Origin of the sequence: Oceanobacillus profundus, from assembly GCF_003515705.1 — a bacterium.
Lineage (GTDB): Bacteria > Bacillota > Bacilli > Bacillales > Amphibacillaceae > Oceanobacillus > Oceanobacillus profundus.
On sequence record NZ_QWEH01000004.1, the window covers coordinates 82,877 to 107,989 of the forward strand.

General features: G+C 38.4%; 20 protein-coding genes. 16 read left to right on the forward strand and 4 right to left on the reverse strand.

Translation table 11 applies throughout. From position 1 onward, the window contains the following. The first annotated feature begins 11 nt into the window (after nucleotides 1-11). Entirely contained in the window at nucleotides 12-959 is a 948-nt protein-coding gene (locus D1B32_RS07740) for a DHH family phosphoesterase (protein WP_095307330.1), read from the forward strand. 44 nt (nucleotides 960-1,003) lie between these two features. Here D1B32_RS07740 and D1B32_RS07745 read toward each other — a convergent pair whose 3' ends face one another. The 3 genes from D1B32_RS07745 to ytrH all read right to left on the reverse strand — a co-directional run bounded on the left by D1B32_RS07745 (nucleotide 1,004) and on the right by ytrH (nucleotide 2,146). Beyond that, a complete protein-coding gene (locus D1B32_RS07745) occupies nucleotides 1,004-1,207 on the reverse strand; it encodes a YtzJ family protein (protein WP_336623541.1) in 204 nt (67 codons plus the stop codon). Between the two features lie 103 nt (nucleotides 1,208-1,310). Next, a complete protein-coding gene (gene ytrI / locus D1B32_RS07750; RefSeq protein ID WP_095307328.1) occupies nucleotides 1,311-1,814 on the reverse strand; it encodes a sporulation membrane protein YtrI in 504 nt (167 codons plus the stop codon). Next, on the reverse strand, nucleotides 1,814-2,146 hold the full coding sequence (ytrH, locus tag D1B32_RS07755) for a sporulation membrane protein YtrH (protein ID WP_095307327.1): 333 nt from the start codon (nucleotides 2,144-2,146) through the stop codon (nucleotides 1,814-1,816). Before ytrH ends, ytrI begins: the two co-directional genes overlap by 1 nt. A gap of 140 nt (nucleotides 2,147-2,286) precedes the next feature. On the opposite strand from ytrH, the gene dnaE reads away from it, so the two are divergent. From dnaE to D1B32_RS07795, 8 genes are all read left to right on the forward strand, one after another. Beyond that, nucleotides 2,287-5,637 (forward strand): DNA polymerase III subunit alpha, encoded by a 3,351-nt coding sequence (dnaE, locus tag D1B32_RS07760; RefSeq protein ID WP_118889047.1) that lies wholly within the window; start codon nucleotides 2,287-2,289, stop codon nucleotides 5,635-5,637. Between the two features lie 319 nt (nucleotides 5,638-5,956). Further along, nucleotides 5,957-7,192: an NADP-dependent malic enzyme gene (gene ystJ / locus D1B32_RS07765; RefSeq protein ID WP_095307324.1), complete on the forward strand. Its 1,236-nt coding sequence runs from the start codon at nucleotides 5,957-5,959 to the stop codon at nucleotides 7,190-7,192. 28 nt (nucleotides 7,193-7,220) lie between these two features. Then, nucleotides 7,221-7,874 (forward strand): FadR/GntR family transcriptional regulator, encoded by a 654-nt coding sequence (locus tag D1B32_RS07770; RefSeq protein WP_095307323.1) that lies wholly within the window; start codon nucleotides 7,221-7,223, stop codon nucleotides 7,872-7,874. 428 nt (nucleotides 7,875-8,302) lie between these two features. After that, nucleotides 8,303-9,157: an acetyl-CoA carboxylase, carboxyltransferase subunit beta gene (gene accD / locus D1B32_RS07775; RefSeq protein ID WP_095307322.1), complete on the forward strand. Its 855-nt coding sequence runs from the start codon at nucleotides 8,303-8,305 to the stop codon at nucleotides 9,155-9,157. A gap of 2 nt (nucleotides 9,158-9,159) precedes the next feature. Further along, nucleotides 9,160-10,116 carry an acetyl-CoA carboxylase carboxyl transferase subunit alpha gene (gene accA / locus D1B32_RS07780; RefSeq protein WP_095307321.1) on the forward strand — a complete coding sequence of 319 codons (957 nt, stop codon included), beginning with the start codon at nucleotides 9,160-9,162 and terminating at the stop codon, nucleotides 10,114-10,116. 253 nt (nucleotides 10,117-10,369) lie between these two features. Next, nucleotides 10,370-11,329: a 6-phosphofructokinase gene (gene pfkA / locus D1B32_RS07785; protein ID WP_095307319.1), complete on the forward strand. Its 960-nt coding sequence runs from the start codon at nucleotides 10,370-10,372 to the stop codon at nucleotides 11,327-11,329. A gap of 73 nt (nucleotides 11,330-11,402) precedes the next feature. Then, the gene (pyk, locus tag D1B32_RS07790; protein WP_095307318.1) at nucleotides 11,403-13,163 is read left to right on the forward strand and encodes a pyruvate kinase; all 1,761 of its coding nucleotides are present in this window, start codon (nucleotides 11,403-11,405) and stop codon (nucleotides 13,161-13,163) included. A 152-nt stretch (nucleotides 13,164-13,315) separates the two neighbouring features. After that, a complete protein-coding gene (locus D1B32_RS07795) occupies nucleotides 13,316-13,705 on the forward strand; it encodes an FxsA family protein (protein ID WP_095307317.1) in 390 nt (129 codons plus the stop codon). Between the two features lie 5 nt (nucleotides 13,706-13,710). Here the strand turns inward: D1B32_RS07795 and ytvI are convergent, their stop codons facing one another. Continuing rightward, nucleotides 13,711-14,817: a sporulation integral membrane protein YtvI gene (gene ytvI, locus D1B32_RS07800; RefSeq protein WP_095307316.1), complete on the reverse strand. Its 1,107-nt coding sequence runs from the start codon at nucleotides 14,815-14,817 to the stop codon at nucleotides 13,711-13,713. Between the two features lie 407 nt (nucleotides 14,818-15,224). Here ytvI and citZ point away from each other — a divergent pair, with 407 nt between their 5' ends. The 7 genes from citZ (at nucleotide 15,225) to mutM (ending at nucleotide 25,111) form a co-directional block, all read left to right on the forward strand. Continuing rightward, nucleotides 15,225-16,346, forward strand: coding sequence for a citrate synthase (gene citZ / locus D1B32_RS07805; protein ID WP_095307314.1), 1,122 nt, complete (start codon nucleotides 15,225-15,227; stop codon nucleotides 16,344-16,346). Between the two features lie 67 nt (nucleotides 16,347-16,413). Then, on the forward strand, nucleotides 16,414-17,688 hold the full coding sequence (gene icd, locus D1B32_RS07810; RefSeq protein ID WP_095307313.1) for an NADP-dependent isocitrate dehydrogenase: 1,275 nt from the start codon (nucleotides 16,414-16,416) through the stop codon (nucleotides 17,686-17,688). Nucleotides 17,689-18,005: 317 nt separating this feature from the next. Then, nucleotides 18,006-18,944, forward strand: coding sequence for a malate dehydrogenase (gene mdh, locus D1B32_RS07815; protein ID WP_095307312.1), 939 nt, complete (start codon nucleotides 18,006-18,008; stop codon nucleotides 18,942-18,944). A 362-nt stretch (nucleotides 18,945-19,306) separates the two neighbouring features. Then, the gene (locus tag D1B32_RS07820) at nucleotides 19,307-19,999 is read left to right on the forward strand and encodes a response regulator transcription factor (RefSeq protein WP_095307311.1); all 693 of its coding nucleotides are present in this window, start codon (nucleotides 19,307-19,309) and stop codon (nucleotides 19,997-19,999) included. Next, complete coding sequence (gene pnpS, locus D1B32_RS07825; protein WP_095307310.1) at nucleotides 19,999-21,363, forward strand: two-component system histidine kinase PnpS; 1,365 nt, start codon at nucleotides 19,999-20,001, stop codon at nucleotides 21,361-21,363. Before D1B32_RS07820 ends, pnpS begins: the two co-directional genes overlap by 1 nt. Before the next feature lie 263 nt (nucleotides 21,364-21,626). After that, a complete protein-coding gene (polA, locus tag D1B32_RS07830) occupies nucleotides 21,627-24,269 on the forward strand; it encodes a DNA polymerase I (protein ID WP_095307308.1) in 2,643 nt (880 codons plus the stop codon). A 14-nt stretch (nucleotides 24,270-24,283) separates the two neighbouring features. Next, nucleotides 24,284-25,111 (forward strand): DNA-formamidopyrimidine glycosylase, encoded by an 828-nt coding sequence (mutM, locus tag D1B32_RS07835; RefSeq protein WP_095307307.1) that lies wholly within the window; start codon nucleotides 24,284-24,286, stop codon nucleotides 25,109-25,111. The last annotated feature ends 2 nt before the right edge of the window (nucleotides 25,112-25,113 follow it).

Below are 25,113 nucleotides of genomic sequence, written 5' to 3' on the forward strand. Positions count from 1 at the left end.
GGAGCAAAAATATGAAATGGACACAGATTATTGAAGCGATTAAGGAAAACGATACGATTATTATTCATCGGCACGTTAGACCGGATCCAGATGCACTTGGGTCGCAGGTTGGTTTAAAGGAAATCATCAAGCACTCCTTTCCGAACAAGCACGTTTATGCGGTAGGGGAAGATGAGCCTACATTAACGTTCTTGGCTAAGATGGACAATGTCTCCGATGATGTATATGAAAACGCGCTTGTCATCGTATGTGATACGGCTAATAGGCCGCGAATTGATGACCAGCGGTATACGTTTGGAAAGCAGCTTCTTAAAATAGATCATCATCCCAATGTAGATGAATATGGTGACGCGAGTGTTGTTGATACAGCTGCAAGTTCTGTGAGCGAGATGATTTTTGAGTTGTATGATCAGGGGAAGGAAGAAGGATTTAGCTTAAATGATGCTGCTGCACGTTTATTATATGCTGGAATTGTTGGCGATACGGGAAGATTTATGTTTCCAAGTACAACGAAAAAGACATTTCAGTTTGCAGCTGAATTGGTAACCTATGACTTTGACAGACCAGCATTATATGCTGAATTGTATAGTGTGGAAGATAACATTTCTCGTTTGCAGGGGTACATTTTGCAAGAGTTTGAGCTTTTACCATCAGGGCTTTGTACAATCAGGCTAACAAAGGAAATATTAGAGAAGTTCCGTGTTTCTCCTGATGAATCTGGGCAGCTTGTAAATATATTAAGTAACATGAAAGGTATAAAAGCATGGGTGTTTTTCATTGAGGAGGAAGATCAGATTCGCGTCAGATTACGTTCGAAAGGTCCAGTAATTAACGAAATTGCCGCAAATTACAATGGCGGGGGACATCCATTGGCTTCAGGGGCAACGATCTATTCATGGGAAGAAGCAGATAACCTGACAAATGAACTGGAATCAGCTTGTCTTGCATTTATGCGATAAGCTAGAGATTATGCTGGAGACTGCCATCAAGACAGTCTCCAGCTTTAATTCGTTTTACTCGTTGTTAATGGGATAAACCAATAACCAGAGTCAGTTTCATCGCACTGGACAGGCATTTTCTCTTTTTCAATTGCTCGTTTCATTAAACGGACAAGTTCTTCTGATTCTGCGTATGCATTTTGCCCTTTTCTTAATTGATTCATTTTTTCATCACGTATTCTTCTTAGGTTGATAGGCAACACGGACATCGACTCCCTTCAATATATGGAGTGTAACTGCTTTCATTACTATTCTATGATTATCGACAAAGGAAATCCATACGATTGTTCGATGTGTCACGAAAAATACAAATTAATTTGACAATTGCGGGATTATCTCTATTTTTAAGTCGGTTGAAATCGTTAATTTTTTCACCTCAAAATAGTAGGTGAAATCATCAATGGTAAATCCTTTATTCTCTATTGTAGATTGAAGCAATTGATCGCTTTTATCTATAATCGAAATTTCTTGTCCAATTATATGGCTAATTTGTTCCTTAACCATCTCCTCCAGCTGATGTTCAATGAGTCGGTCCAGCTTCAGTCTCTCGCCATCAACAATCGTAACGGAAATAGAGTTAATGGTTAATGGCTCTTCGGATTTTTCACTTAAATCTTCCTTGTCTTGCAGCAATGCTGCATTCTGTTCTTTCAAGTCATTTACTTGCGATGACAGTTCGAGATTTTCCGCTAATAATTCCTCGTACATCGTGCCGTACATATAAATCAGGATGAAGTATGCAATAATACCCCCAATGAATGCACCTGCGAAAAAAAGTTGCCACGAAGGCTTTTTATGATATGGTGGAATATGCATTACGGGCTCCCCTTTTGTAAAAACCAATCAATAATGATGATGCCAGTTTTTACACCACCCATAGCAGACAGAATAAGTAAAACTTGCTTAACGAAATCGATTGTAGATCCATCTGTTAATCCCTTTTCAAAGTTTGCAATCGCATCAAAGGTACCTCCAATTGCCGCAACAATAGCCCAAATTCGCAAGCGGTCAGCAATTCGTCCCATTGATGTAAGTGGGGCATCGCCCGTTGCGAAATCCCCGATACTGCCGATGAAAGATCCTCCAATAATTACACCGAGAGCAATAAAAAAGCACGAAATAAATGCAGCAAAAAACCGTTCTTCCATTATTTATGCACTCCTTTGAGGCATGGTCTATACATTTTATGATTGTCTCGGACGAGTTATGCTAAGAAAAGAATGCAAAAGCGTATGCATGTTCGAAAATGGTTGTTATAATAATAGTTAGAAAGAAAAGGCGGGATAGTATGTCATACACACATTTACAGGTTAAAAGCGGCTATAGTTTGATGAATAGTACAATAACGATTCCTAAATTGGTCGAGCGGGCACATAAATTAAATTTTAATGCGCTTGCATTAACGGATGAAGAAGTGCTGTATGGAATTATTCCATTCTATCGTGCATGTAAGAGCTATGGAATTAAGCCAATTATTGGAATGTCTGTACGACTACTGGACAATGAGGAAGAAGTTATTCCATGTATCTTATTAGCGAAAAATAATGCTGGTTATCACCAGTTAATCAAACTTAGTACAACTATTCAGCAGGATTCTATAAATGGCATCGACTTAGGGGCAATACAGCAGGCAGCTGGTCAATTGATTTGTATTGTACCAGTTCAACATGATAAAATAACGCAGCTTTTTCAACACCAAACACATGCAGGTATTGCCGGTTATTTCAAAAAGTGGCAAGCATTATTTGCCCAAGGTGACTTCTACCTTGGTTTGCAGGAGAGAGACGAGTCGATATTTACACTGGTAAAAGAATTTCATAAAGTATCCCGTATTCCGGTTACGGCGATTAATGATGTCATTTATCTTGATGAAAAGGATGCCATGGCTTTTGATTGTCTCCAAGCGATGAAAACGGGAAAACAGTGGGGAATGAAGATTGCGGATTCCACCATTAAAAATAGACATCTTCGTTCCGAAACGGAAATGGAAAGTTTATTTGGTTTCTTTTGGCCGGAGGTGCTTGCTGAAACAGCGGCAATCGCAGGAAAGTGTAATGTTACGATCGATTTTGAACAGCGTCTGCTGCCATCATTTCCTGTACCTGAAGAAATAAGTGCAGCTGATTATCTAGAGAAATTATGCTGGGCAAAAGTAAAAGAAAGGTACCAAACTTTAACCGATCCTATAAAAAAGCGACTTTCCTATGAGCTCCATGTGATTCAATCCATGGAATTTAGCGATTATTTTCTGATTGTAGCGGACTTTATTGGATATGCAAAAGCAAATCAGATTGTTGTGGGACCTGGTAGGGGCTCATCAGCTGGTTCGATTGTTGCCTATATACTAGGTATTACAGACGTCGATCCAATGGAATACGGTCTATTGTTTGAACGATTTTTAAACCCTGAAAGACAAACAATGCCAGATATTGATGTCGATTTTTCAGATGCGAGGCGTGATGAGGTTATCACGTATGTCCAAGAAAAATATGGCAGGGAACATGTTGCGCAAATCATTACATTCGGTACCTTTGCTGCCCGTTCATTAATTCGAGAATTAATAAAAACAATGGATGTGGATGGGCAGGATGCTAGCTTTATGCTAAGAGAAATTCCGCTGCAGTCAACAAAAAGAATCCCAGAGCTCGTAAAGGAATCGGAAGAATTGTATCGTTATGTCAAAACATCTCCTAAATTAAAGCTGTTATTTGCTGTAGCTGTGAAGCTTGAAGGACTGCCACGTCATATCTCGACCCATGCAGCAGGCGTGGTTATTAGTGAGAAACCGTTAAAGGAACATGTTCCACTAACAATAGGTGCAACCGATACACATCTTACCCAATTTCCAATGAATGATTTAGAAGCAATTGGCTTATTAAAAATGGATTTCCTTGGGCTTCGGAATTTAACCTTATTGGAGAAGGTTATTCAGTCGATAGCTTATACAGGTGCTAACCCGATTTCACTTGATGAAATTCCTGAAAACGATACCCGTACCTATGAATTATTACGAAATGGGCAAACAAATGGTGTGTTTCAGCTTGAATCCCAAGGAATGAAACAGGTACTAACTGAACTTTTGCCTAGCAGTTTTGAAGATATAGTAGCAGTCAACGCCTTGTATCGCCCAGGTCCAATGGATTTTATTCCGGTATATATAGCGCGAAAACATGGGAAGGAAGAAGTAACCTACCCACATCCTGATTTAAAGCCAATTCTTGCCCATACATTTGGTGTGCTTGTTTACCAAGAGCAAATCATGCAAATTGCTAATCGAATTGCAGGTTTTACATTTGGTGAGGCCGATATGCTGCGTCGTGCAGTAAGTAAAAAGAAGCAAGATGTTATGGATGCACAAAAAGAAGCATTTATTCAAGGTTGTCTAAATAATGGTTACGAGCGAAGTGTTGCTGAAGAGATATTTAGCTGGATTGTTAAATTTTCAAATTATGGATTCCCAAGAAGCCATGCGGTTGCCTATAGTAAGATTTCTTATCAGCTCGCCTTCTTGAAAGCAAATTATCCAGCAAGCTTCTTTGCGGAATTATTAAGTGCTTCTCGAAGTCAATACGATAAACTGCATCTCTATATGCAAGAACTAAAAGCGCTTGGACTTGAACTATTACCACCTAATATTAATCGGAGCTTCGGGAAATACAGTGTGGAGAACAAAAAAGTTCGGATGGGACTTACCTCGATTAAGTCGGTAGGTAATCAAGCAATTGGCGAAATTATTCGCGCGCGAAAAGCAGGACCATTTAAAAATATATTCGATTTCTGCCTTCGTACCTCACCAAAGCTCGTTAATCGAAAAACGCTCGAAAATCTTATTATTGCTGGGGCATTTGATGAAACGTATTCCAATCGCGCAAGTTTACTTGCTTCAATAGAACAAGCGATGGAGCAGGGAGAGCTTTTTAAAGAATTTTTTGGTGGGTCTAGTCTTTTTGAGGATCAAATCGAGCTAGATGCCAAATATGTTGAGATCGATGACTTTAGTCAAGTTAAGAAATTAGCAGATGAAAAAGAGCTGCTTGGCATGTATGTTTCGAGTCACCCGATAAAGGAATTTAGGAAGCAGCTGCGAGCTAATGGTCATGTCACACTTAGACAAGCAGCTAAAATGCTTGGAAAGCGAAATTTAGACGTAACGGTAATTATTCAAGCGATACGAGTTATTCGAACAAAACGAGGGGATAAAATGGCATTTCTGACGATTGATGATGAGCAGGCGGAAATGGAAGCCGTTATTTTTCCTGATGTATTCCGAGAGATAAGCTCCTGGCTGCAAGAAGAAATGCTCGTTTGTCTGGAAGGGAAAGTAGAATCTAGAAATAATAAGCTACAAATGGTAATCAATTCCGTCAAGCCATTTCATCAAGAAACATTACAGTCAGATTATAAACAGCGTCTATTTATTAAAGTGGTGAACATGACGAATCAACAAGCACTGCAACTTATCGAGAAGGTAGCGGAACGTTATCCTGGTGGCGCATCGATTATTCTTTATGATGAACAAAAAAAACAATCTTATCAGCTAGCAGAATCTTATTGCCTCTATCCCGACAAAAGTTGTTTAAATATGCTAAAACGGTATTTTGGGAATGAAAATGTTGTTTTGCAAAATCGAGAAGTGTGAAGTAGTTTGAGATTGTAAGTATTTATGGCATTGAAATGGATGCTAATTATAGGAAGCACTTAAAGCATCGTTTCAGTGCTTAGCTTGTTTAGGGTCTCACCGTAACGCATGATTATCACTTTACAGGTGAGATGCATCTGTTATAATAGAGGAGTTATTGGTGGTCTGACCACTATTGAATCAAACAAAAGCCAGCAAGCTTATTAAAGGCAATTATTCTATTTTTTTTAGCTGGTTATGTTTGTTTGGGATATTATACAACAAGACATACAGAGGATATAATACAATTTCTACATCAAAAAGGAGAGAGTAATCTAAAATGGCAAGCTTGAGAGATGAAGCGTTACATATGCATAGGGTAAAGCAAGGGAAATTGGAGATCCAATCAAAGGTTCCTGTTAATAATGCGGCAGATTTGAGTCTAGCGTATTCCCCTGGTGTAGCAGAGCCTTGTAAAGAAATTTATGAAAGTAACGATCGAGTCTACGATTACACAATGAAAGGGAATATGGTCGCCGTAGTAAGTGATGGCTCAGCCGTGTTAGGCCTTGGTAATATTGGACCTGAAGCTGCAATGCCAGTAATGGAAGGGAAAGCTGTGTTATTTAAAGGATTTGCAGGTGTAGATGCATTTCCGATTTGTCTCGCAACACATGATGTAGATCAAATTGTCCAAACTGTTAAATTGTTAGAACCAACATTTGGTGGAGTAAACTTAGAAGATATTGCAGCACCAAATTGCTTTATTATTGAAGAACGCTTAAAAGACGAAACAAATATCCCGATTTTCCATGATGACCAGCATGGAACAGCTATTGTTACAGTTGCAGGTTTAATCAATGCATTGAAGCTTGTTGAAAAGGATTTCTCTGAAATTAAAGTAGTAGCAAATGGTGCAGGTGCAGCTGGCATTGCAATAATTCGCTTATTAGAGAGCTTCGGTGTAAGGGATATGATTATGTGTGACTCAAAAGGAGCTATTTTTGAAGGTAGAACCTATGGTATGAATAGTGTGAAAGATAGAGTTGCTAAATTTACGAATATCAATAAAGTAGAGGGATCATTGGAGGAAGTTCTAGTGGGTGCTGATGTCTTTATTGGTGTATCTGTTGGCGGTGCGCTTACAAAGGAAATGGTTTCTACAATGAATAGAGATGCCATTATTTTTGCGATGGCTAATCCCGATCCAGAGATTCTGCCCGAGGATGCAAAAGCGGCCGGTGCACGCGTGGTTGGTACAGGAAGATCGGATTTTCCAAACCAGGTGAATAATGTGCTTGCGTTTCCTGGTATTTTCCGAGGTGCATTAGATGTGCGGGCAACAAGAATAAATGAACGAATGAAGGTTGCTGCTGCAAATGCAATAGCGTCCCTAATTGAAGAAAATGAAATCACAGAGGATTACGTGATTCCGTCACCATTTGATGCGCGTGTTGCCCCATTAGTGGCAGCAGATGTTGCAAAGGCTGCAATGGACTCAGGTGTAGCTCGAATCAAGATAGATCCGAATGAAGTAGCTGAAAAAACGCGAAGTTTAACCGGAGTTAAGAAATAGACGGTTTTCTAGGAGTGGAGTGTTATTTTTGTCCTTTTCAATTAAACAAAAGGTATATCAGGAAGTAATCAAGGAATTACAACGATATATTGAGAGAAATAATCTAAATCCGGGGGACAAGCTTCCATCTGAACGAGAGCTTTCTGAAAGACTTAATGCTGGCAGGTCATCTGTTAGGGAGGCATTACGGGCGTTAGAGCTTATTGGTCTTGTAGAAACGAGACATGGCGAAGGCACCTACTTAAGGGAATATCGCTCCTTTCAAACTGTAGAGTTATTATCATCCTTTATTTTAAGGCAAGATAATATGAAAGATGATTTAACTTTTACGAAGAAAATTTTGGAAAAGGAAGCAGCAAAGTTAGCTTTTGCCCGAATCAGTGTATCTGATATACAGGAATTAAAAGCAATACTTGATGTAAATAGTAGTAATCCACTTACAAAACATCGTGCCTTTTTTAAATATTTATTTGAGAAAACGGAAAATCTATTGTTAATGAAAATATGGTCGCTAATGGATGAGTTTTCACATGCTGTTTGTGTATACCATTTTGAGGAATCTTTCTATAATACTTTACTTAAACACTACAGTGAAAGAGATTATGAATCCATTGATCCATTATTTTCGGGGCCAAGTGAAGGTGAACAGTTGAGAGGAATTTTTTCCCTCGACTGTTTTTGACACTCTTTTTAACTACAAGCCGTTATGATGAATAAAATGATTTAAATAGGTATGTATATGCGTGTTCAAAAAAATGATGAAATGGATCGAGGTCAGCTAAATTCGCAACGTCCAGTGGCTGCGATTGCTCTTCCCATCAAAGTGCTTTATTGCAACGCCGACACTAGCACGTCCTGTACGTCGAAGTTCAAGGCGGCGAAGCTCCCCGTACCTGGCTTGCACAGGATGTGCTGACTTCTGCGTTGTCCACAGGACTTGTACGTTCTTAGTAGAGGTGGCTCTATCGTCAACGAGCTTCTACAGGATATGGTGATTATGTTAGCCGAAAGTAAGTCGAAGATCTGCTGTTCTCAGATGTGTCATTTTTACCAGACTTTTTGGACAAACTCTACTATTATGTTGATGTAAGTTGTGAAGGGGGAATAACCTTGCTTAAAGATTTTTTTGGCAAGAGAAGAAAATATGCAACCATTCCAAGTGAACAATCAAAAATCGATGTTCCAGAGGGACTTATGCAAAAATGCCATGGTTGTAATAAAATATATTATCGAAAAGAAATGAAGAAGTCTTTAAATGTTTGTCCAAATTGCGGCTATCATCACCCAATGACTGCTTGGGAGCGGATTGATAGTTTATTTGATGAAGGAACTTTCAGGGAATGGGACAAGGGTCTAACTTCAGGAAACCCACTCGATTTTCCGGGTTATAAAGAGAAGATTGCAAAGGACCGTGAGAAAACGACGTTAAATGAAGGAGTAGTCACTGGTAAAGGAATGATAGTAAATCATCCTGTTGCCTTTGCTGTGATGGATTCTAGCTTCCGCATGGGAAGTTTGGGATCTGCGATGGGTGAGAAAATCGCACGTGCTATTGAAAATGCGAAAGAAGAATCGATTCCCTTTATTATTTTCACAGCTTCTGGTGGTGCTCGGATGCAAGAAGGCATGCTTAGTTTAATGCAAATGGCGAAAACGTCGATTGCAATTAAACGATTCAGCGATGCTGGCGGATTAATGATTTCTGTTATGACCCATCCGACAACTGGTGGGGTTTCTGCTAGTTTTGCTTCCATTGGAGATTATAATTTTGCTGAGCCAGGTGCGTTAATTGGCTTTGCTGGAAGAAGAATCATTGAACAGACCATCCGCGAAAAGCTGCCGGATGATTTCCAAACTGCAGAATTCCAATTAAAGCATGGTCAATTGGATAAAGTGATCCACCGTCATGAGATGAAAGAATTGCTTTCCAAGCTGGTTGCAATGCACAGAAGGGAAGTGGAATAAAAGTGAATCAAATACTCGAGTTTGAAAAGCCAATCGTGAATTTAAGAGAAAAAATAAACGAATTGAAAAATTTCACAGCGAATAGTGAAATTGATTTAACAGCGGAAATTGAAACGCTGGAAAAGCGGCTGGCTATTTTAGAGAATGATATTTATGGCAACCTGAAGCCATGGGATCGTGTGCAAATGGCTCGTCATCCGATGCGTCCCACAACAATGGACTACATTGATAAGTTGTTCACCGACTTTATAGAATTTCATGGCGATCGATTTTTTGGAGATGACGAGGCAATTGTAGCTGGTATTGCATATTATAATGAAATCCCAGTAACCGTAATTGGTCATCAGCGCGGAAAAGATACAAAAGAAAATATTCGCAGAAACTTTGGAATGCCACACCCAGAAGGGTATCGAAAAGCATTACGCCATATGAAGCAAGCAGAAAAGTTTAATCGTCCAATCGTTTGCTTTATTGATACGAAAGGTGCTTATCCAGGTAAAGCTGCTGAGGAACGTGGACAAAGTGAAGCAATTGCAAAAAACTTAATGGAAATGGCTGGTTTAACGGTACCAATCGTTTGTATCGTTATCGGTGAAGGTGGAAGTGGTGGTGCACTGGGACTTGGTGTTGGTGATCGTATACTGATGCTTGAGAACTCAACATATTCCGTTATTTCACCTGAGGGGGCTGCTGCGCTTTTATGGAAGGATGCAGGCCTTGCTCAGCGTGCTGCGGAAACAATGAAAATAACATCTTATGACTTGAAAAAATTAGGCATTGTTGACCATGTTATTCCAGAGCCAAAAGGTGGCGCACATCGAAACCTAGAACAGCAGGCAGCGTATATCGATGAGGTATTAAAGCAATCCCTTACAAATCTCCAGACATTGACAGATGATGAATTAATCGAGAATAGATGGGAAAAATATAAACAAATGGGTGAATTTGAAGTGCTTTAACTTTTGCTCAAAAAGAAGCTGAAAAGGAGCAAGTAATTCGATACATCCTTTTTGCGGACTTTTGAACATCGATTTCTTAACTGTATTAGTTGAGACTGATATTTTATAGTATCAGTCTCTTATTGTGGTTGTAAAAATATAAAATATCTTTAATAAACAAGATATTAATTGCTATTTGCGCTGTTTTTATTTATCTTTAAAGGGTATAGTACAGTTATAGAGCAAATTTCGTTTGACATGAGGTGAACTAAACATGAAGAAAATAGGTGTGTTGACAAGTGGCGGAGATGCCCCTGGGATGAACGCTGCAATCCGTGCGGTTGTCAGAAAAGCGATTTATCATAATTTAGAGGTGTATGGGATTAAAAATGGTTTTCAAGGTCTCATGGAAGGTAATATAGAACAGATGGATCTTGGTTCAGTGGGAGATATTATTCAACGCGGCGGTACGATTTTATTCTCGGCTCGAAGTGAAGAATTTAAAACAGAAGAAGGTCAAATGCGAGGAATTGAGCAATTAAAAAAGTTTGGAATTGAAGGTTTGATTGTTATCGGTGGCGATGGAAGCTTCCGCGGTGCCCAAAAGTTAACGGAAAAAGGGTTTCCATGTATTGGTGTGCCTGGAACGATTGATAACGATATTTCCGGTACAGACTTTACAATTGGATTTGATACATCACTAAATACGATAATTGAAGCAGTTGATAAAGTGCGTGATACCGCAACATCACATGAGCGTACGTATATCATTGAAGTAATGGGTAGAGATGCTGGTGACCTAGCACTTTGGGCCGGTCTTGCTGGAGGAGCAGAAAGCATTCTGATTCCAGAGAAGAAAGAAGACTTTGAAGAAATTGTCGACCGACTTAAACGCGGTCATGACCGTGGTAAGAAGCACAGTATTATTCTTCTGGCAGAAGGCGTTGGAAGCGGGTTTGATTTTGGAGAGCGAATTCAAGAAACAACACAGCTTGAAACCCGTGTTACCGTATTAGGTTATATTCAGCGCGGTGGGTCCCCAACGGCTACAGACCGTGTTCTAGCAAGTAGATTAGGTGCTAAAGCAGTTGAATTGCTAATGGACAACGAGGGTGGCAAGATGGTAGGAATTCAAAATAACAATTTGGTAAGTTACCCGTTTGATGAAATCTTTGCACAATCCCATACAATTAATGAAGAAATGTACAACCTTTCGAAAGAGTTATCGATCTAATTAGGAAGGCTAAAGTTAATCGCATTGTTTGGTTATTTAAACTATGTAAAACGTTCAGGGAGGAAGAAAATTAATGAGAAATACGAAAATCGTTTGTACGATTGGACCTGCTTCTGAGTCAATAGAAACTTTAGAAAGGTTAATCGATGCAGGAATGAATGTAGCTAGACTTAATTTTTCTCATGGTGATTTCCAAGAGCATGGCGCTCGAATTAAAAACATAAGAGAAGCTGCCGAAAATAAAAACAAAACTGTCGCAATTTTATTGGATACAAAAGGGCCAGAGATAAGAACAGGGAATTTTAAAGATGGCTTTGCTGATCTTGTACAAGGAAATACGGTCGTTATTTCAATGCTCGAAGTAGAAGGGACTGCTGAGAGGTTTTCCGTTACTTACGACGGTTTAGTGCATGATGTACATCCGGGTTCGAAAATTTTACTTGATGACGGACTAATTGAATTAGAAGTTATCGAAGTAAATGCGAGTGCGGGTGAAATTGTAACGAAAGCATTGAACTCTGGTGTCATCAAAAATAAAAAAGGTGTAAACGTACCAAATGTTTCGGTGAACCTACCTGGGATTACGGACAAGGATACGGCTGATATTCTGTTTGGAATTGAGCAAGACGTTGACTTTATCGCTGCTTCATTTGTACGTCGTGCATCTGATGTCCTTGAAATAAAAGAAGTTTTAGAAAAAAACAATGGGTCACACATTCAAATCATACCTAAAATTGAGAATCAAGAAGGTGTCGACAATATCGACAGTATTCTAGAGGTCAGTGAAGGGCTAATGGTTGCACGTGGAGACCTTGGTGTAGAAATCCCAGCAGAAGACGTTCCACTTGTACAAAAAGAGCTTATTAAAAAATGCAACAATGCAGGTAAGCCAGTTATTACTGCTACACAAATGCTTGATTCGATGCAACGTAATCCTCGTCCAACAAGGGCAGAAGCATCTGACGTTGCGAATGCGATTTTTGACGGCACAGATGCAATCATGCTTTCTGGAGAAACGGCTGCTGGAGCATATCCGGTTGAATCCGTACAGACGATGAGTAATATTGCATTGAAGGCAGAGTCAGCATTGGAACATAAATCTATTTTAAATGAACGCTCGAAAAATGTAGATATGACCATCACAGAAGCAATTAGTCAATCGGTGACACATACAGCGATGAATTTGGACGTTGATACGATCATTACACCAACTGAAAGTGGACATACAGCAAGAATGATTTCCAAATATCGTCCAAAGGCTTCTATTCTAGCTGTGACATTTGCTGCACACGTTACGCGTCAGCTTTCTCTAGTTTGGGGTGTACACCCGGTGATTGGTAAACAAACAAACACAACAGATGAAATGCTAGATGTTGCAATTGATAAAGCGTTAAGCACGAACATGTGTAAACGTGGTGGAAGAGTGATTATAACGGCTGGCGTTCCGGTAGGTGAGAGTGGTACAACGAACTTGTTAAAAGTTCATGTTATTGGCGATGTAATTGCCAGAGGACAAGGTATCGGGAAACGTACAGCGTATGGTAGAGTTGTATTTGCTAAGTCAAATGAAGAAGCTCTAACAAAAGTAGAAGAAGGAGATATTCTAGTTACGTATGGCACAGAACGTGAAATGATGCCGGCAATTGAAAAAGCTGCTGCAATTATTACGGAAGAAGGCGGCTTAACGTCACACGCTGCAGTTGTTGGCTTGAGCTTAGGCATTCCAGTAATCGTTGGCGTAAAAGACGTCTTTACAGCACTTGAAGAAGGTTCTGACATTACAGTAGATGGTGCAAAGGGCGATATTTATAAAGGACATGCATCCGTACTGTAAACAGTTAGATGTTTTCGGATAACTCCATTCTTGAAATAGAAGCTGGCATAATGCCGGCTTCTATTTTTCTAAAAGCTGTTCATCTGCAAATCGTTTAGAAAAGAAGATTTTATAAATTCATGATAAAATAAGCTTAGAAGGGAGTGTTCTTTATGCGTTGGCTATTCCTATTACTTCTATTCATTCCAGCGATGGAAATCGGTGTTTTTATCTGGGTAGGTGGCATGGTCGGTCCATGGTGGGTTATAAGTATCATTATTCTGACTGGAGCTTTAGGAATCCTACTTGCTAAACACCATGGAATGGAGACGTGGAAGCGAGCCCAAGTAAGAATGAGCAAGGGCCAGGCACCAACTGAAGAACTAATGGATGGCATTTGTATATTGATTGGGTCGGTATTTTTATTTGCCCCAGGATTCATTACGGACACAGTCGGACTCATTTTAGTGCTTCCCTTCTCAAGAAAGCTATTTAAAAATTCGATTCGTGCATTATTGTTAAAATTGGCAAAAGGTGGAACAATCATCTACCGAAAATGGTAGATGAATTATCCTCTAATAAAATTCCATAGAGCTTGAAAAATCCCAGCTTGGTAGATCGCATTTCCTAAAACCGTCACTATTGGTGCCACAAAGAGTCCTGCAATCCCCCACAGCTGCATTCCAAAAAACATCGTTGTCAGTACAATAAGTGGGTGAACACCAATACTCGATGAAAGAATTTTAGGTTCAAGAATTTGCCTTGAAATAATAACGACCATATAGAGTACGGTTATCCCAATTGTGAGGGAATAGTCAGATACAGCATATAAATAGATGATCCAAGGAATGAAGATGATGCCTGTCCCAAGATAAGGAATTAAGTCAACAGCGGCAGCTATAAGCGCAATCGTTAATGCATGTTCTACACGTAAAATCATGAGCCCAGTAAGGATAATACAAGCTGAAATAAAGATAAGCAATAGCTGTGCACGTAAATAGCCGGTAATGGCAAGTTTAACATGATGAAAAAAATCGTAAGTAGACCGTCTGACTGTACCAGGAAGTATACGCGAAGCAATCCGTTTAATGTTTTCTAAGTCATTGGTCATCATAAAAGTTGCTAATAGAATAAATGTCAGTGTTGTTAATGAACCAGGAACAACCGCAAGAATTTCAGGAATTTTAGCTAAACTATTTTGGAGCATGTCTGAACCGGTTGATGTTATAAAGCCTGTGATGGAGCTTATATAGTCTTGTATTGTCGTTTGCTGTTCATTATCAAGGGAATGAAAGAAAGAAATTATTTTTTCATAGAGTGGAAGAATGTTGGTATTGAAAAAGGCTTCAAAAAATGAAACGAATGTCTGTATATAGCTCGGAATCTTTACGGCTAAATAGGCAGTACCTTGATATACCTCTGTTATAACTAATAACACGATCCCAACAAAAAACAACAATAAACCGAGCATAACGACGGTTATAGCGAGTGGCCTTGGAAACTTTAGCTTTGTTTCAATAAAAACGACTAATGGGTATATTAACAAGGACAGGATACATGTAATAAGTATTGGATAGATAAATTTGAAAGTATGCATGAAAATAAGGTAGACTGTAAATAGAGCGCCAAGTACAATCAAAAATCGGATTAGTTGCAGTAGAATAAATTTTTGCATTGGAAAGCTCCCCCAATTTAACGACTAGAAATTGCAAATAGTTGAAAGCCTGTACTATAGTTACATATGATAAATGCTGTTGAAATAGACATGCATTTTCGAAATTCAAGTAAAATATTTAATTACCGACTAAATCCCGATAAATATCGCATGATTGAAGTCAAAAAATTTAAATGTTAAACGGTTTCAATTCACTTTCTAGTCATAATACTTTATAATAGATTTTGGGCTGGACAATAATAGAATTACTTTATTCAAATAGTAGATATATGTACTGGGGTGAATATAATCTGCTATTACCATTTAGTATCACAATAACTAGATTATAAGGATGGTTATTATTGTCGTTAACATTGTACATTTCAACCAAATGCTACAATTACTTTAAAAAAAGGAGAGGGTTTACTATGACAACATCTACAAAGGGGTTAGAAGGTATTGTCGCAACTCAATCGTCCATTAGTTCCATTATAGATGATCAGCTATCTTATGTAGGCTATCGTATTGATGATTTAGCTGAGCATGCAAGTTTTGAAGAGGTCATTTATTTACTATGGAATCTGAAGCTGCCGACAAAAGCAGAGTTGGAAAACGTAAAACAGGAACTAGCTAAAAACATGGAGATTCCAGAAGAGGTTATTGATCATTTACGCTCCTATGATTTATCAACTGTTCATCCGATGGCAGCATTGCGTACTGCTGTTTCTCTACTTGGATTGTATGATGATGAATCAGATATTATGGAACCAGAAGCCAATAAACGTAAAGCTATTCGCATTCAAGCCAAAATTGCTACAATTGTAGCTGCGTTTTCGAGAATCCGTAATGGTCAAGAGCCGGTAAAGCCGAAAGCTGACCTTGGCTATGCAGAGAATTTCCTGTATATGCTTAATGGAAAAGAAGCAGATGCGATTGAAATAGAAGCTATTAACAAGGCACTCGTCCTGCATGCAGATCATGAGCTGAATGCTTCTACTTTTACAGCGAGAGTATGTGTAGCAACTTTATCCGATATCTATTCAGGTATTACTGCTGCAATTGGCGCTTTAAAAGGTCCATTGCACGGCGGAGCAAATGAAAATGTAATGAAAATGCTGAGTGAAATTGGCGAAGAAGAAAATGCCATTCCATATGTTGAGAAAAAATTAGCAAACAAAGAAAAAATTATGGGTATGGGGCATCGTGTATATCGTAACGGTGATCCGCGTGCAAAACATTTAAAAGAAATGTCTAAGCAATTAACGACATTGACCAAGCAAGAGAAATGGTACAATATGTCTGTTAAAATTGAAGATTATATAAAAGAAAATAAAGGTCTCCCAGCGAACGTAGATTTCTATAGTGCATCAGTTTATCATAGCTTAGGAATTGACCATGACTTATTCACGCCGATTTTTGCTGTAAGCCGTACATCAGGCTGGTTGGCACACATTTTAGAACAGTACGATAATAATCGTCTGATTCGCCCACGCGCGGAATATATTGGTCCTGACTTACAGGATTATGTCGAATTAAACAAGCGTGGCTAATAATTAGATTAAGAATATAGCTGGGTAATCCGGCTATTCTTATTGAATATATTTAGGAGGTTTTTTTATGGCACAAGGAGAAAAAATTATCGTAGAAAATGGGAAAATGAATGTACCAAACACTCCAATCATTCCTTTCATCGAAGGAGATGGAACTGGTCCAGATATCTGGGCAGCAGCAAGCGAAGTTATTGAAGCTGCAGTTGAAAAAGCATATGATGGTGAGAAAACAATTGAATGGCTAGAAGTGTACGCTGGCCAGAAAGCCTTCGATAAAACTGGCGAATGGCTGCCGCAGGATACACTAGATAAAATTAATGAATATAAAATTGCGATTAAAGGGCCATTAACAACTCCAATTGGTGGAGGAATTCGTTCATTGAATGTTGCACTTCGTCAAGAGCTGGATTTATTTACTTGTCTTCGTCCGGTACGTTACTTTGAAGGTGTTCCATCACCAGTTAAACGTCCAGAAGATGTTGATATGGTTATTTTCCGTGAGAATACGGAAGACATTTATGCTGGAATCGAGTGGCAAAAAGGAACTGACGAAGTTAAAAAAGTAATTGAATTTTTAAAGTCCGAAATGGGCGTCAATAAAGTTCGTTTTCCTGAAACATCTGGAATTGGTATTAAGCCAGTTTCTGAAGAAGGCACGAAGCGTCTTGTTCGTTCAGCAATTGAATATGCGTTAACAGAAGGACGTAAAAGTGTTACTTTAGTACATAAAGGTAACATCATGAAATTTACAGAAGGTGCATTTAAAAACTGGGGCTATGAAGTAGCTGAAGAAGAGTTCGGTGATAAAGTATTTACGTGGGCTGAATACGATCGCTTAGTTGAAGCAGAAGGCAAAGATGCTGCAAATAAAGCACAAGATGATGCAATCGCTGAAGGCAAGATCCTTGTTAAAGATGCAATTGCAGATATTTTCCTTCAACAGATTCTAACTCGTCCGAAAGAGTTTGATGTTGTTGCAACAATGAACTTAAATGGCGATTACATTTCTGATGCACTTGCAGCACAGGTTGGCGGAATCGGTATTGCGCCAGGAGCGAACATTAACTATGATACGGGACATGCGATTTTCGAAGCTACACACGGTACTGCTCCGAAATATGCAGGACTAGATAAAGTGAATCCTTCATCTGTTATCCTTTCAGCAGTCTTGATGCTTGAACATCTTGGATGGAGAGAAGCAGCTGATTTAATTACAAATTCTATGGATAAAACAATTGCTTCTAAAGTAGTAACATATGACTTCGCGCGTCTGATGGATGGCGCAACAGAAGTTAAATGCTCCGAATTTGGTAAAGAATTAATCAAGAATATGGCTAAGTAATGCACAAAAGCGGAAGCGCCCGGTTAGCGACGTACGGACTGGACTTTGCCGGAGGAGATAAAGGAAACACGGCGACCGTAGGGAGCCGATGTTGACTTTCACCACAAGGGTATAAGTGCGACTAAGCCTCTGGCACAGCCAGTCGGCAAGTCTTCTTTATCGTACGGAGGTGAAGGAAGTCTCGCTAGTCGATGGGAGCTGGAGCTGAACGTGATTTTGGTGGCGAATAGGGAGATGAATTCCCTGTTCGCCAATCCGCTATGAACGGGTGAAAAGTGATTCTAATCTGTTAATCTACAATAAAGGGGATATGTACGATGGGGTTACAAAGAAAAAAGATTTCAGTTATTGGGTCTGGTTTTACAGGTGCAACAACAGCATTAATGATTGCACAAAAAGAGCTTGGTGATGTTGTCCTAGTAGACATCCCAAACATGGAAGATCCTACAAAAGGTAAAGCGCTTGATATGGCAGAGGCAGCGCCTGTTCAAGGTTTTGATGCAAAAATCATTGGTACTTCAAATTACGAGGATACAAAAGACTCGGATCTTGTTATTATTACTGCAGGTATTGCGCGTAAACCAGGGATGAGTCGTGATGATCTCGTGAATACAAATGCGAAAATCATGAAAGCCGTTGCAAAGGATATTGTGAAATATTCTCCAGATACGACCATTGTTGTATTAACAAATCCAGTTGATGCGATGACGTACACTGTATTTAAAGAGTCTGGTTTACCGAAAGAGCGTGTCATTGGGCAATCAGGTGTACTTGATACAGCACGTTTCCGTACATTTGTTGCAGAAGAATTAAATCTATCTGTTAAAGATGTAACTGGTTTTGTACTTGGTGGACATGGTGATGATATGGTTCCACTAATACGTTATTCCTATGCTGGTGGAATCCCATTAGAAAATTTAATTTCAAAGGAACGCTTGGATGAAATCGTGCAACGTACACGTACTGGCGGCGGTGAAATTGTTAATCTATTAGGAAATGGTAGTGCATACTACGCACCGGCTGCTTCTCTAACAGTTATGGCTGAAGCAATCTTAAAGGATCAACGTAGAGTTCTTCCGGCAATTGCTTATCTAGAAGGAGAATACGGCTATGACGATATTTACCTTGGCGTACCAACAATTCTAGGTGGGAAAGGTATTGAAGAAATTATCGAGTTGGATCTAACTGCAGAAGAAAAAGCAGCACTAGATAAATCAGCAGATTCCGTTAAAAACGTACTAGGTGTACTAAATTAAAACGATACTTAGAAAAAAGCTTTGGTTACCATCAAGTAGCCAGAGCTTTTTTTGCGTTTTGATCTGCGAACTAGTTACCGTGTTTATTGTCCAATACAACACGCAATATTCCGGCTAAATCCCCCTGCTAAAAATAAAACACATAAAATAAGCTAATTATACGGAAACTATTGTAAAATTTTGTTTACAAACCTTTATTCGTTATGTGTTTTCTATTAATAATGATAAGATAAATAAGAATGTAAATATTATGGTTGGCAGAAAAGAAAATATACAACTCTCTTTTCTCGCATAAATGCAACTAAGCTATCGTCCAAAAGTCAGGCGATACTAAGTTTACTAACAAAATGGGGGATGTTCAAATGAGTCAGAAGGTATTAATTGTAGATGACGAAAAACCAATAGTAACGCTACTGGATTATAATATAAAAAATGCTGGTTTTCAGACGGATGTTGCCTATGATGGAAAGGAAGCAGTTATTAAATGTGAAACAAATGAATACGACCTAATCGTATTGGATTTAATGCTTCCGGAAATGGATGGAATGGCAGTATGTAAGCATCTAAGAATGAATAAAATCGAAACACCAATTTTAATGCTAACAGCAAAGGATGAAGAATTTGATAAAGTTCTAGGCCTGGAATTAGGAGCCGACGATTACTTAACAAAGCCATTTAGCCCAAAAGAAGTTGTCGCACGGATTAAAGCTATTTTAAGAAGAAGTACGAGAAATGATAAACCAAATTTTAGTTCACTGAAAATTGGTGAGTTGACAATTTATCCGGAACGCTATGAAGCAGAAATGAACTCAAATGTTATTACCTTTACAAGAAAAGAGTTTGAGTTATTGTTCCATCTTGCTAAAAACAAAGGAAAAGTTATCTCCAGAGACCAGCTGTTAAGCAGTGTTTGGGACTATGATTTCGTTGGTGATACAAGAATAGTCGATGTACATATTAGCCACCTAAGGGATAAAATAGAACCTAATACAAAAAAACCTGTATATATAAAAACCGTAAGAGGGCTTGGATATAAATTGGAGGATCCTACTTGATGAAAGTATTATTTTCGGTACCTATCCGGCCTTATATGTTTGCAGTTCTGTTAACTTATATTACGATGGGTGTTATCCTATTTCAAGCAGCAGATGAGCCGATTATTATAATCGCAGTTCTTTTCTTTGGATTTATCATCATACAGATTATTGTGTTCCTTTTATATACGAATTACGTCAAGCCAGTGCAAAAAGCCACATACACGATTGACGAATTTATTAAAGGCAATTTTAATGCTAGATTTCATAATTCATCCAATGAAGCGATAGAAGAACTGAGCTACAAGATCAATACTTTAGCAAGGAATATGAGCGCGATATCGATGCAAGAACAGATGCAGTCGGAACAATTATCGACTTTAATTGATAGTATACAAAGTGGGCTTGTACTGATTGATGAAAAAGGATTTATCCATGTGGTAAACCGAAAATTCATTACGATGTTTGGCAAAACTGAAAAGGAATATCGGGGACATCTTTATTATGAGGTACTTGAAAATGAAACGATTCATGAAACAGTTCAAAAAACGTTTTTATATGAACGAAATATCAAAGAAACTTTCACACAAACACATGGAGTAGATAAAAGCTATTTCGAAATTGTTGGAGCACCAATGTTTAATGAACGCAATCTATTAAAAGGTGCTGTTTTAGTACTGCACGATATTACGGAATTAAAGAAAATGGAGAAGACTAGAAAAGATTTCGTTGCGAATGTATCACATGAGCTGCGTACTCCAATTACCTCCATCAAAGGTTTTACCGAAACATTGTTGGATAGTGGTGAAAATAAGGATGAAACGACGAAAGAATTTCTTGGTATTATTTACCATGAAAGTCATCGTCTTCAGTTGTTAATTGAAGACTTATTATCCTTATCAAGGTTAGAGAAAGATGGATTTCGACTCGTTCTTCATACTTTTAAGGCAAAAGATCTAATTGAAGAAGTAATTCCAGCATTAAAGCATAAAGCCATGGAAAAAAAATTGCAGCTTTTGATAAATGTTGATGAAGAAACTGAAATGAAGGCTGATAAGGAACGAATTAAACAAGTTATTGTTAATTTATTAGATAATGCTATTCACTATACACCAGAAAATGGAAAGGTTGAGCTTAGTCTAGATTCAACAGCTGATTTTATTCATATTAAAATCGCTGATACTGGAATTGGTATTGACGAAAAATCAATCCCACGGATTTTTGAAAGGTTTTATCGTATTGATAAGGCACGTAGCAGAAATACAGGGGGAACTGGCTTAGGGTTAGCGATTGTAAAACATATTGTTGAAGTGCATGATGGTAAGATAGAAGTTGAAAGTGAAGTAAATCAAGGAACAATAATTCATGTGTATTTACCGAAATAAACATCCTCATGTCATTGAGGGTGTTTTTTCGTAGAGCAAGGAATCACAGTAATACAGATGATCAGTACTAACTTATTTATGACTAACGACTTAATTTTTTCCTTTCTTTATTTACAATGATAAAATGAAAACAGAGAGTTATATATCACACAATAACGCAATGTAAAATCCCATTTATAAGCGTGTGGAAATTAAAAAAAGTGAAGACGGGAGAGGAAGGAACCTCCCCACTAAATGAAGATTCACTTTATTTGGAGGTTATCATGACAAAAAAATTAGTATTAATTGATGGCAACAGTATTATTTATCGGGCATTTTTCGCATTGCCTCTTTTAAACAATGATAAGGGTGTTTATACGAATGCAGTTTATGGATTTACAACAATGCTGTTGCGCATTTTAGAAGAAGAAAAGCCGACACACTTACTTGTAGCCTTTGACGCAGGGAAAACGACATTCCGCCATACTACGTACAAAGAATATAAAGGCGGTCGTCAGAAAACGCCACCAGAGTTATCGGAGCAGTTTCCAGTCTTAAAGGAATTACTCGACGCATTTCAAATTAAGCATTATCAGCTCGAGCAATATGAAGCGGATGATATTATTGGTACGTTATCAAATCAAGGAAATGAGGAAGGGTTTGAAGTAACGGTTATTTCTGGGGATAAGGATATGCTGCAGCTTGTTTCGGATCATGTTTCCGTATATGTAACGAAAAAAGGGATTAGCGATATAGAGAAGTACACTCCAAGCTATATGCTAGAAAAAATGGAGGTTACGCCAGAGCAGATTATTGATCTGAAGTCGCTTATGGGTGACAGCTCTGACAATATTCCAGGAGTACCGGGCGTTGGGCAAAAGACCGCAACGAAGCTAATCAAGCAATACGGTACATTAGAAGCAGTTTATGAACATTTGAATGATGTAAGTGGTAAGAAATTAAAAGAAAACCTTACAAATCATCAAGAGGATGCATATATGAGTAAAGAGCTTGTCACAATTAATCGCAATTCGCCGATTGAAATAGGAGTTCATGATATTTCCTATGATGGCTTTGACCAGTCTGCTGTTCGTACTGTGTTTAAAGAGCTTGGATTTCAGTCATTGTTAAATCGGGTTTCTGATGATGAGGTAGAAGCTGGTGAGGAACTGCAATCAGAAATGAATGAGATTACGTATACTGTTGCCGATGAAATAACGGAGTCTATCTTAGCCAATGAAACGTCATTTGTAGTGGAAATGCTTCATGACAATTACCATCAGGCAGAAATTATTGGATTTGGAATGGTGAATGAACATGGCGCTTATTTTATTCGGACAGAGGTTGCATTGGCATCCGATTTGTTCAAGCAATGGGCAGAGGACAGTACTAAAAAGAAAATTGTTTTTGATGCAAAGAAAACAATGGTTGCTTTACTGAGAAATAATATTCATATTCAGGGAATAACATATGACATGCTGCTTGCCTCTTATTTGCTCAACCCAGCCGAAAATAATCATGATATTCCAGCAATCGGTAATCGAATGGGAAAAACAGATGTTTTATTTGATGAGGAAGTATACGGAAAAGGCGCGAAGCTAAAAGTACCTGAAGTGCCTGTACTTTCCGAACATGTTGTCAGAAAAACGATGACGATGCATGTGATAAAGGATGAAATGATTAAGGAATTGAAAGAAAACGAGCAATACGAGCTGTTAAAAGAATTGGAAATGCCGCTTGCCATTATTCTTGCAGAAATGGAACATGTTGGTGTCCAGGTGGATATTAGTCGCTTAGAGGAAATGGGCGTCGATTTAAAGGAAAGACTGCAAACATTAGAGAATGAAATACATGAGCTTGCTGGTGAGAATTTTAATTTGAACTCTCCAAAGCAGCTTGGACCTATTTTGTTTGAAAAATTACAGCTTCCAGTGATTAAGAAAACGAAAACTGGCTATTCTACTGCTGCCGATGTATTAGAACAGCTGCAAAACGAGCACGAAATTATTCCAAAACTGCTTCTATATCGCCAGCTCGGAAAGCTTCAATCAACCTACATTGAAGGACTATTAAAAGTAGTTAGAAAAGATACGAATAAAATTCATACACGTTATAACCAAGCATTAACACAAACAGGAAGACTTAGCTCCGTTGATCCGAATTTACAAAATATCCCGATTCGACTAGAGGAAGGGCGGAAAATAAGACAGGCTTTTGTTCCTTCAAAGGAAGGCTGGATTATGTTTGCTGCTGATTATTCGCAAATAGAACTAAGAGTACTTGCACATATTGCAAATGATGAAAAGCTAGTGAAAGCTTTCCAAGAGGATGTCGATATTCATACACAGACAGCAATGGATGTGTTTCATGTAGAGATGGATGAAGTGACATCGAATATGCGAAGACAAGCAAAAGCAGTTAACTTCGGTATCGTATATGGAATTAGCGATTATGGACTATCGCAAAACCTTGGAATCTCGAGAAAGGAAGCGAAGCAGTTTATTGATCGTTATTTTGAAAGTTATCCGGGCGTGAAGCAATATATGGAAGAAATCGTCCAAGAAGCAAAGCATAAAGGCTATGTGACAACCTTAATGAAAAGAAGAAGATATCTGCCTGAAATTACGAGCCGCAACTTTAATCTAAGAAGTTTTGCAGAACGTACAGCTATGAATACACCGATTCAAGGAAGTGCAGCAGATATTATTAAAAAAGCAATGATCGATTTAGATGGTAAATTAAAGGAAGAAAAGCTGCAAGCAAAAATACTATTACAGGTGCATGATGAATTAATTTTAGAAGCACCGAAGGAAGAAATAGAAAAATTGAAAGAAATCGTACCAGAAATGATGGAACAGACTGTTTCATTAAATGTTCCATTAAAAGTGGACTATGAATATGGAGCAAACTGGTTCGATGCAAAATAAGGAGAAACAGCGAGATGCCAGAATTACCAGAAGTAGAAACAATAAAAAATACACTCAAACGATTTGTATTAGATAAAACGATTGACACGATAGATATACAATGGCCAAATATTATTAAAGAACCAAATGATACCGAGCATTTTAAAACCTTGCTGCAAGGACAAACGATTCGTGAGCTTTCAAGAAAAGGAAAGTTCTTAATGTTTTACTTTGATGATGTTGTACTTGTTTCCCATCTACGTATGGAAGGGAAATATAGTGTATACGATTCAAGTGAACCAATAAAAAAACATACCCATGTTACTTTCCGTTTTACGAATGGAGAAGAGCTCCGGTACAATGACGTACGGAAATTTGGTACGATGCATGTCTATCCTAGAGGAAAAGAGTTTTTGAATAAACCGTTGAATCAGCTCGGACCAGAACCGTTCGATGAAGCATTTTCATTGGATTATTTCTATCAAAAGTTAAAAAAAACAGATCGCTATATTAAATCAACATTATTAGATCAAACCATTGTCACCGGGCTTGGTAATATATATGTGGATGAAACCTTATTCAGAGCCGGTGTCCACCCATTAAAAAGGGCAAGCAAGCTATCGAAGAAAGAAGTAAAAGCAATTCGCGAGCAAGCAATCAATACACTTGAAGAAGCTGTTCGAGCAGGCGGCACAACTATACGTTCCTATGTAAATGGTCAGGGCGATATGGGAATGTTCCAGCAAGAATTATACGTCTATGGACAGGAAAATAAAGCTTGTAAAAATTGCAGTAACACGATTACGAAAATGAAAATTGGTGGGCGAGGAACCCATATATGTACGTCATGTCAGAAGCTGTAAGA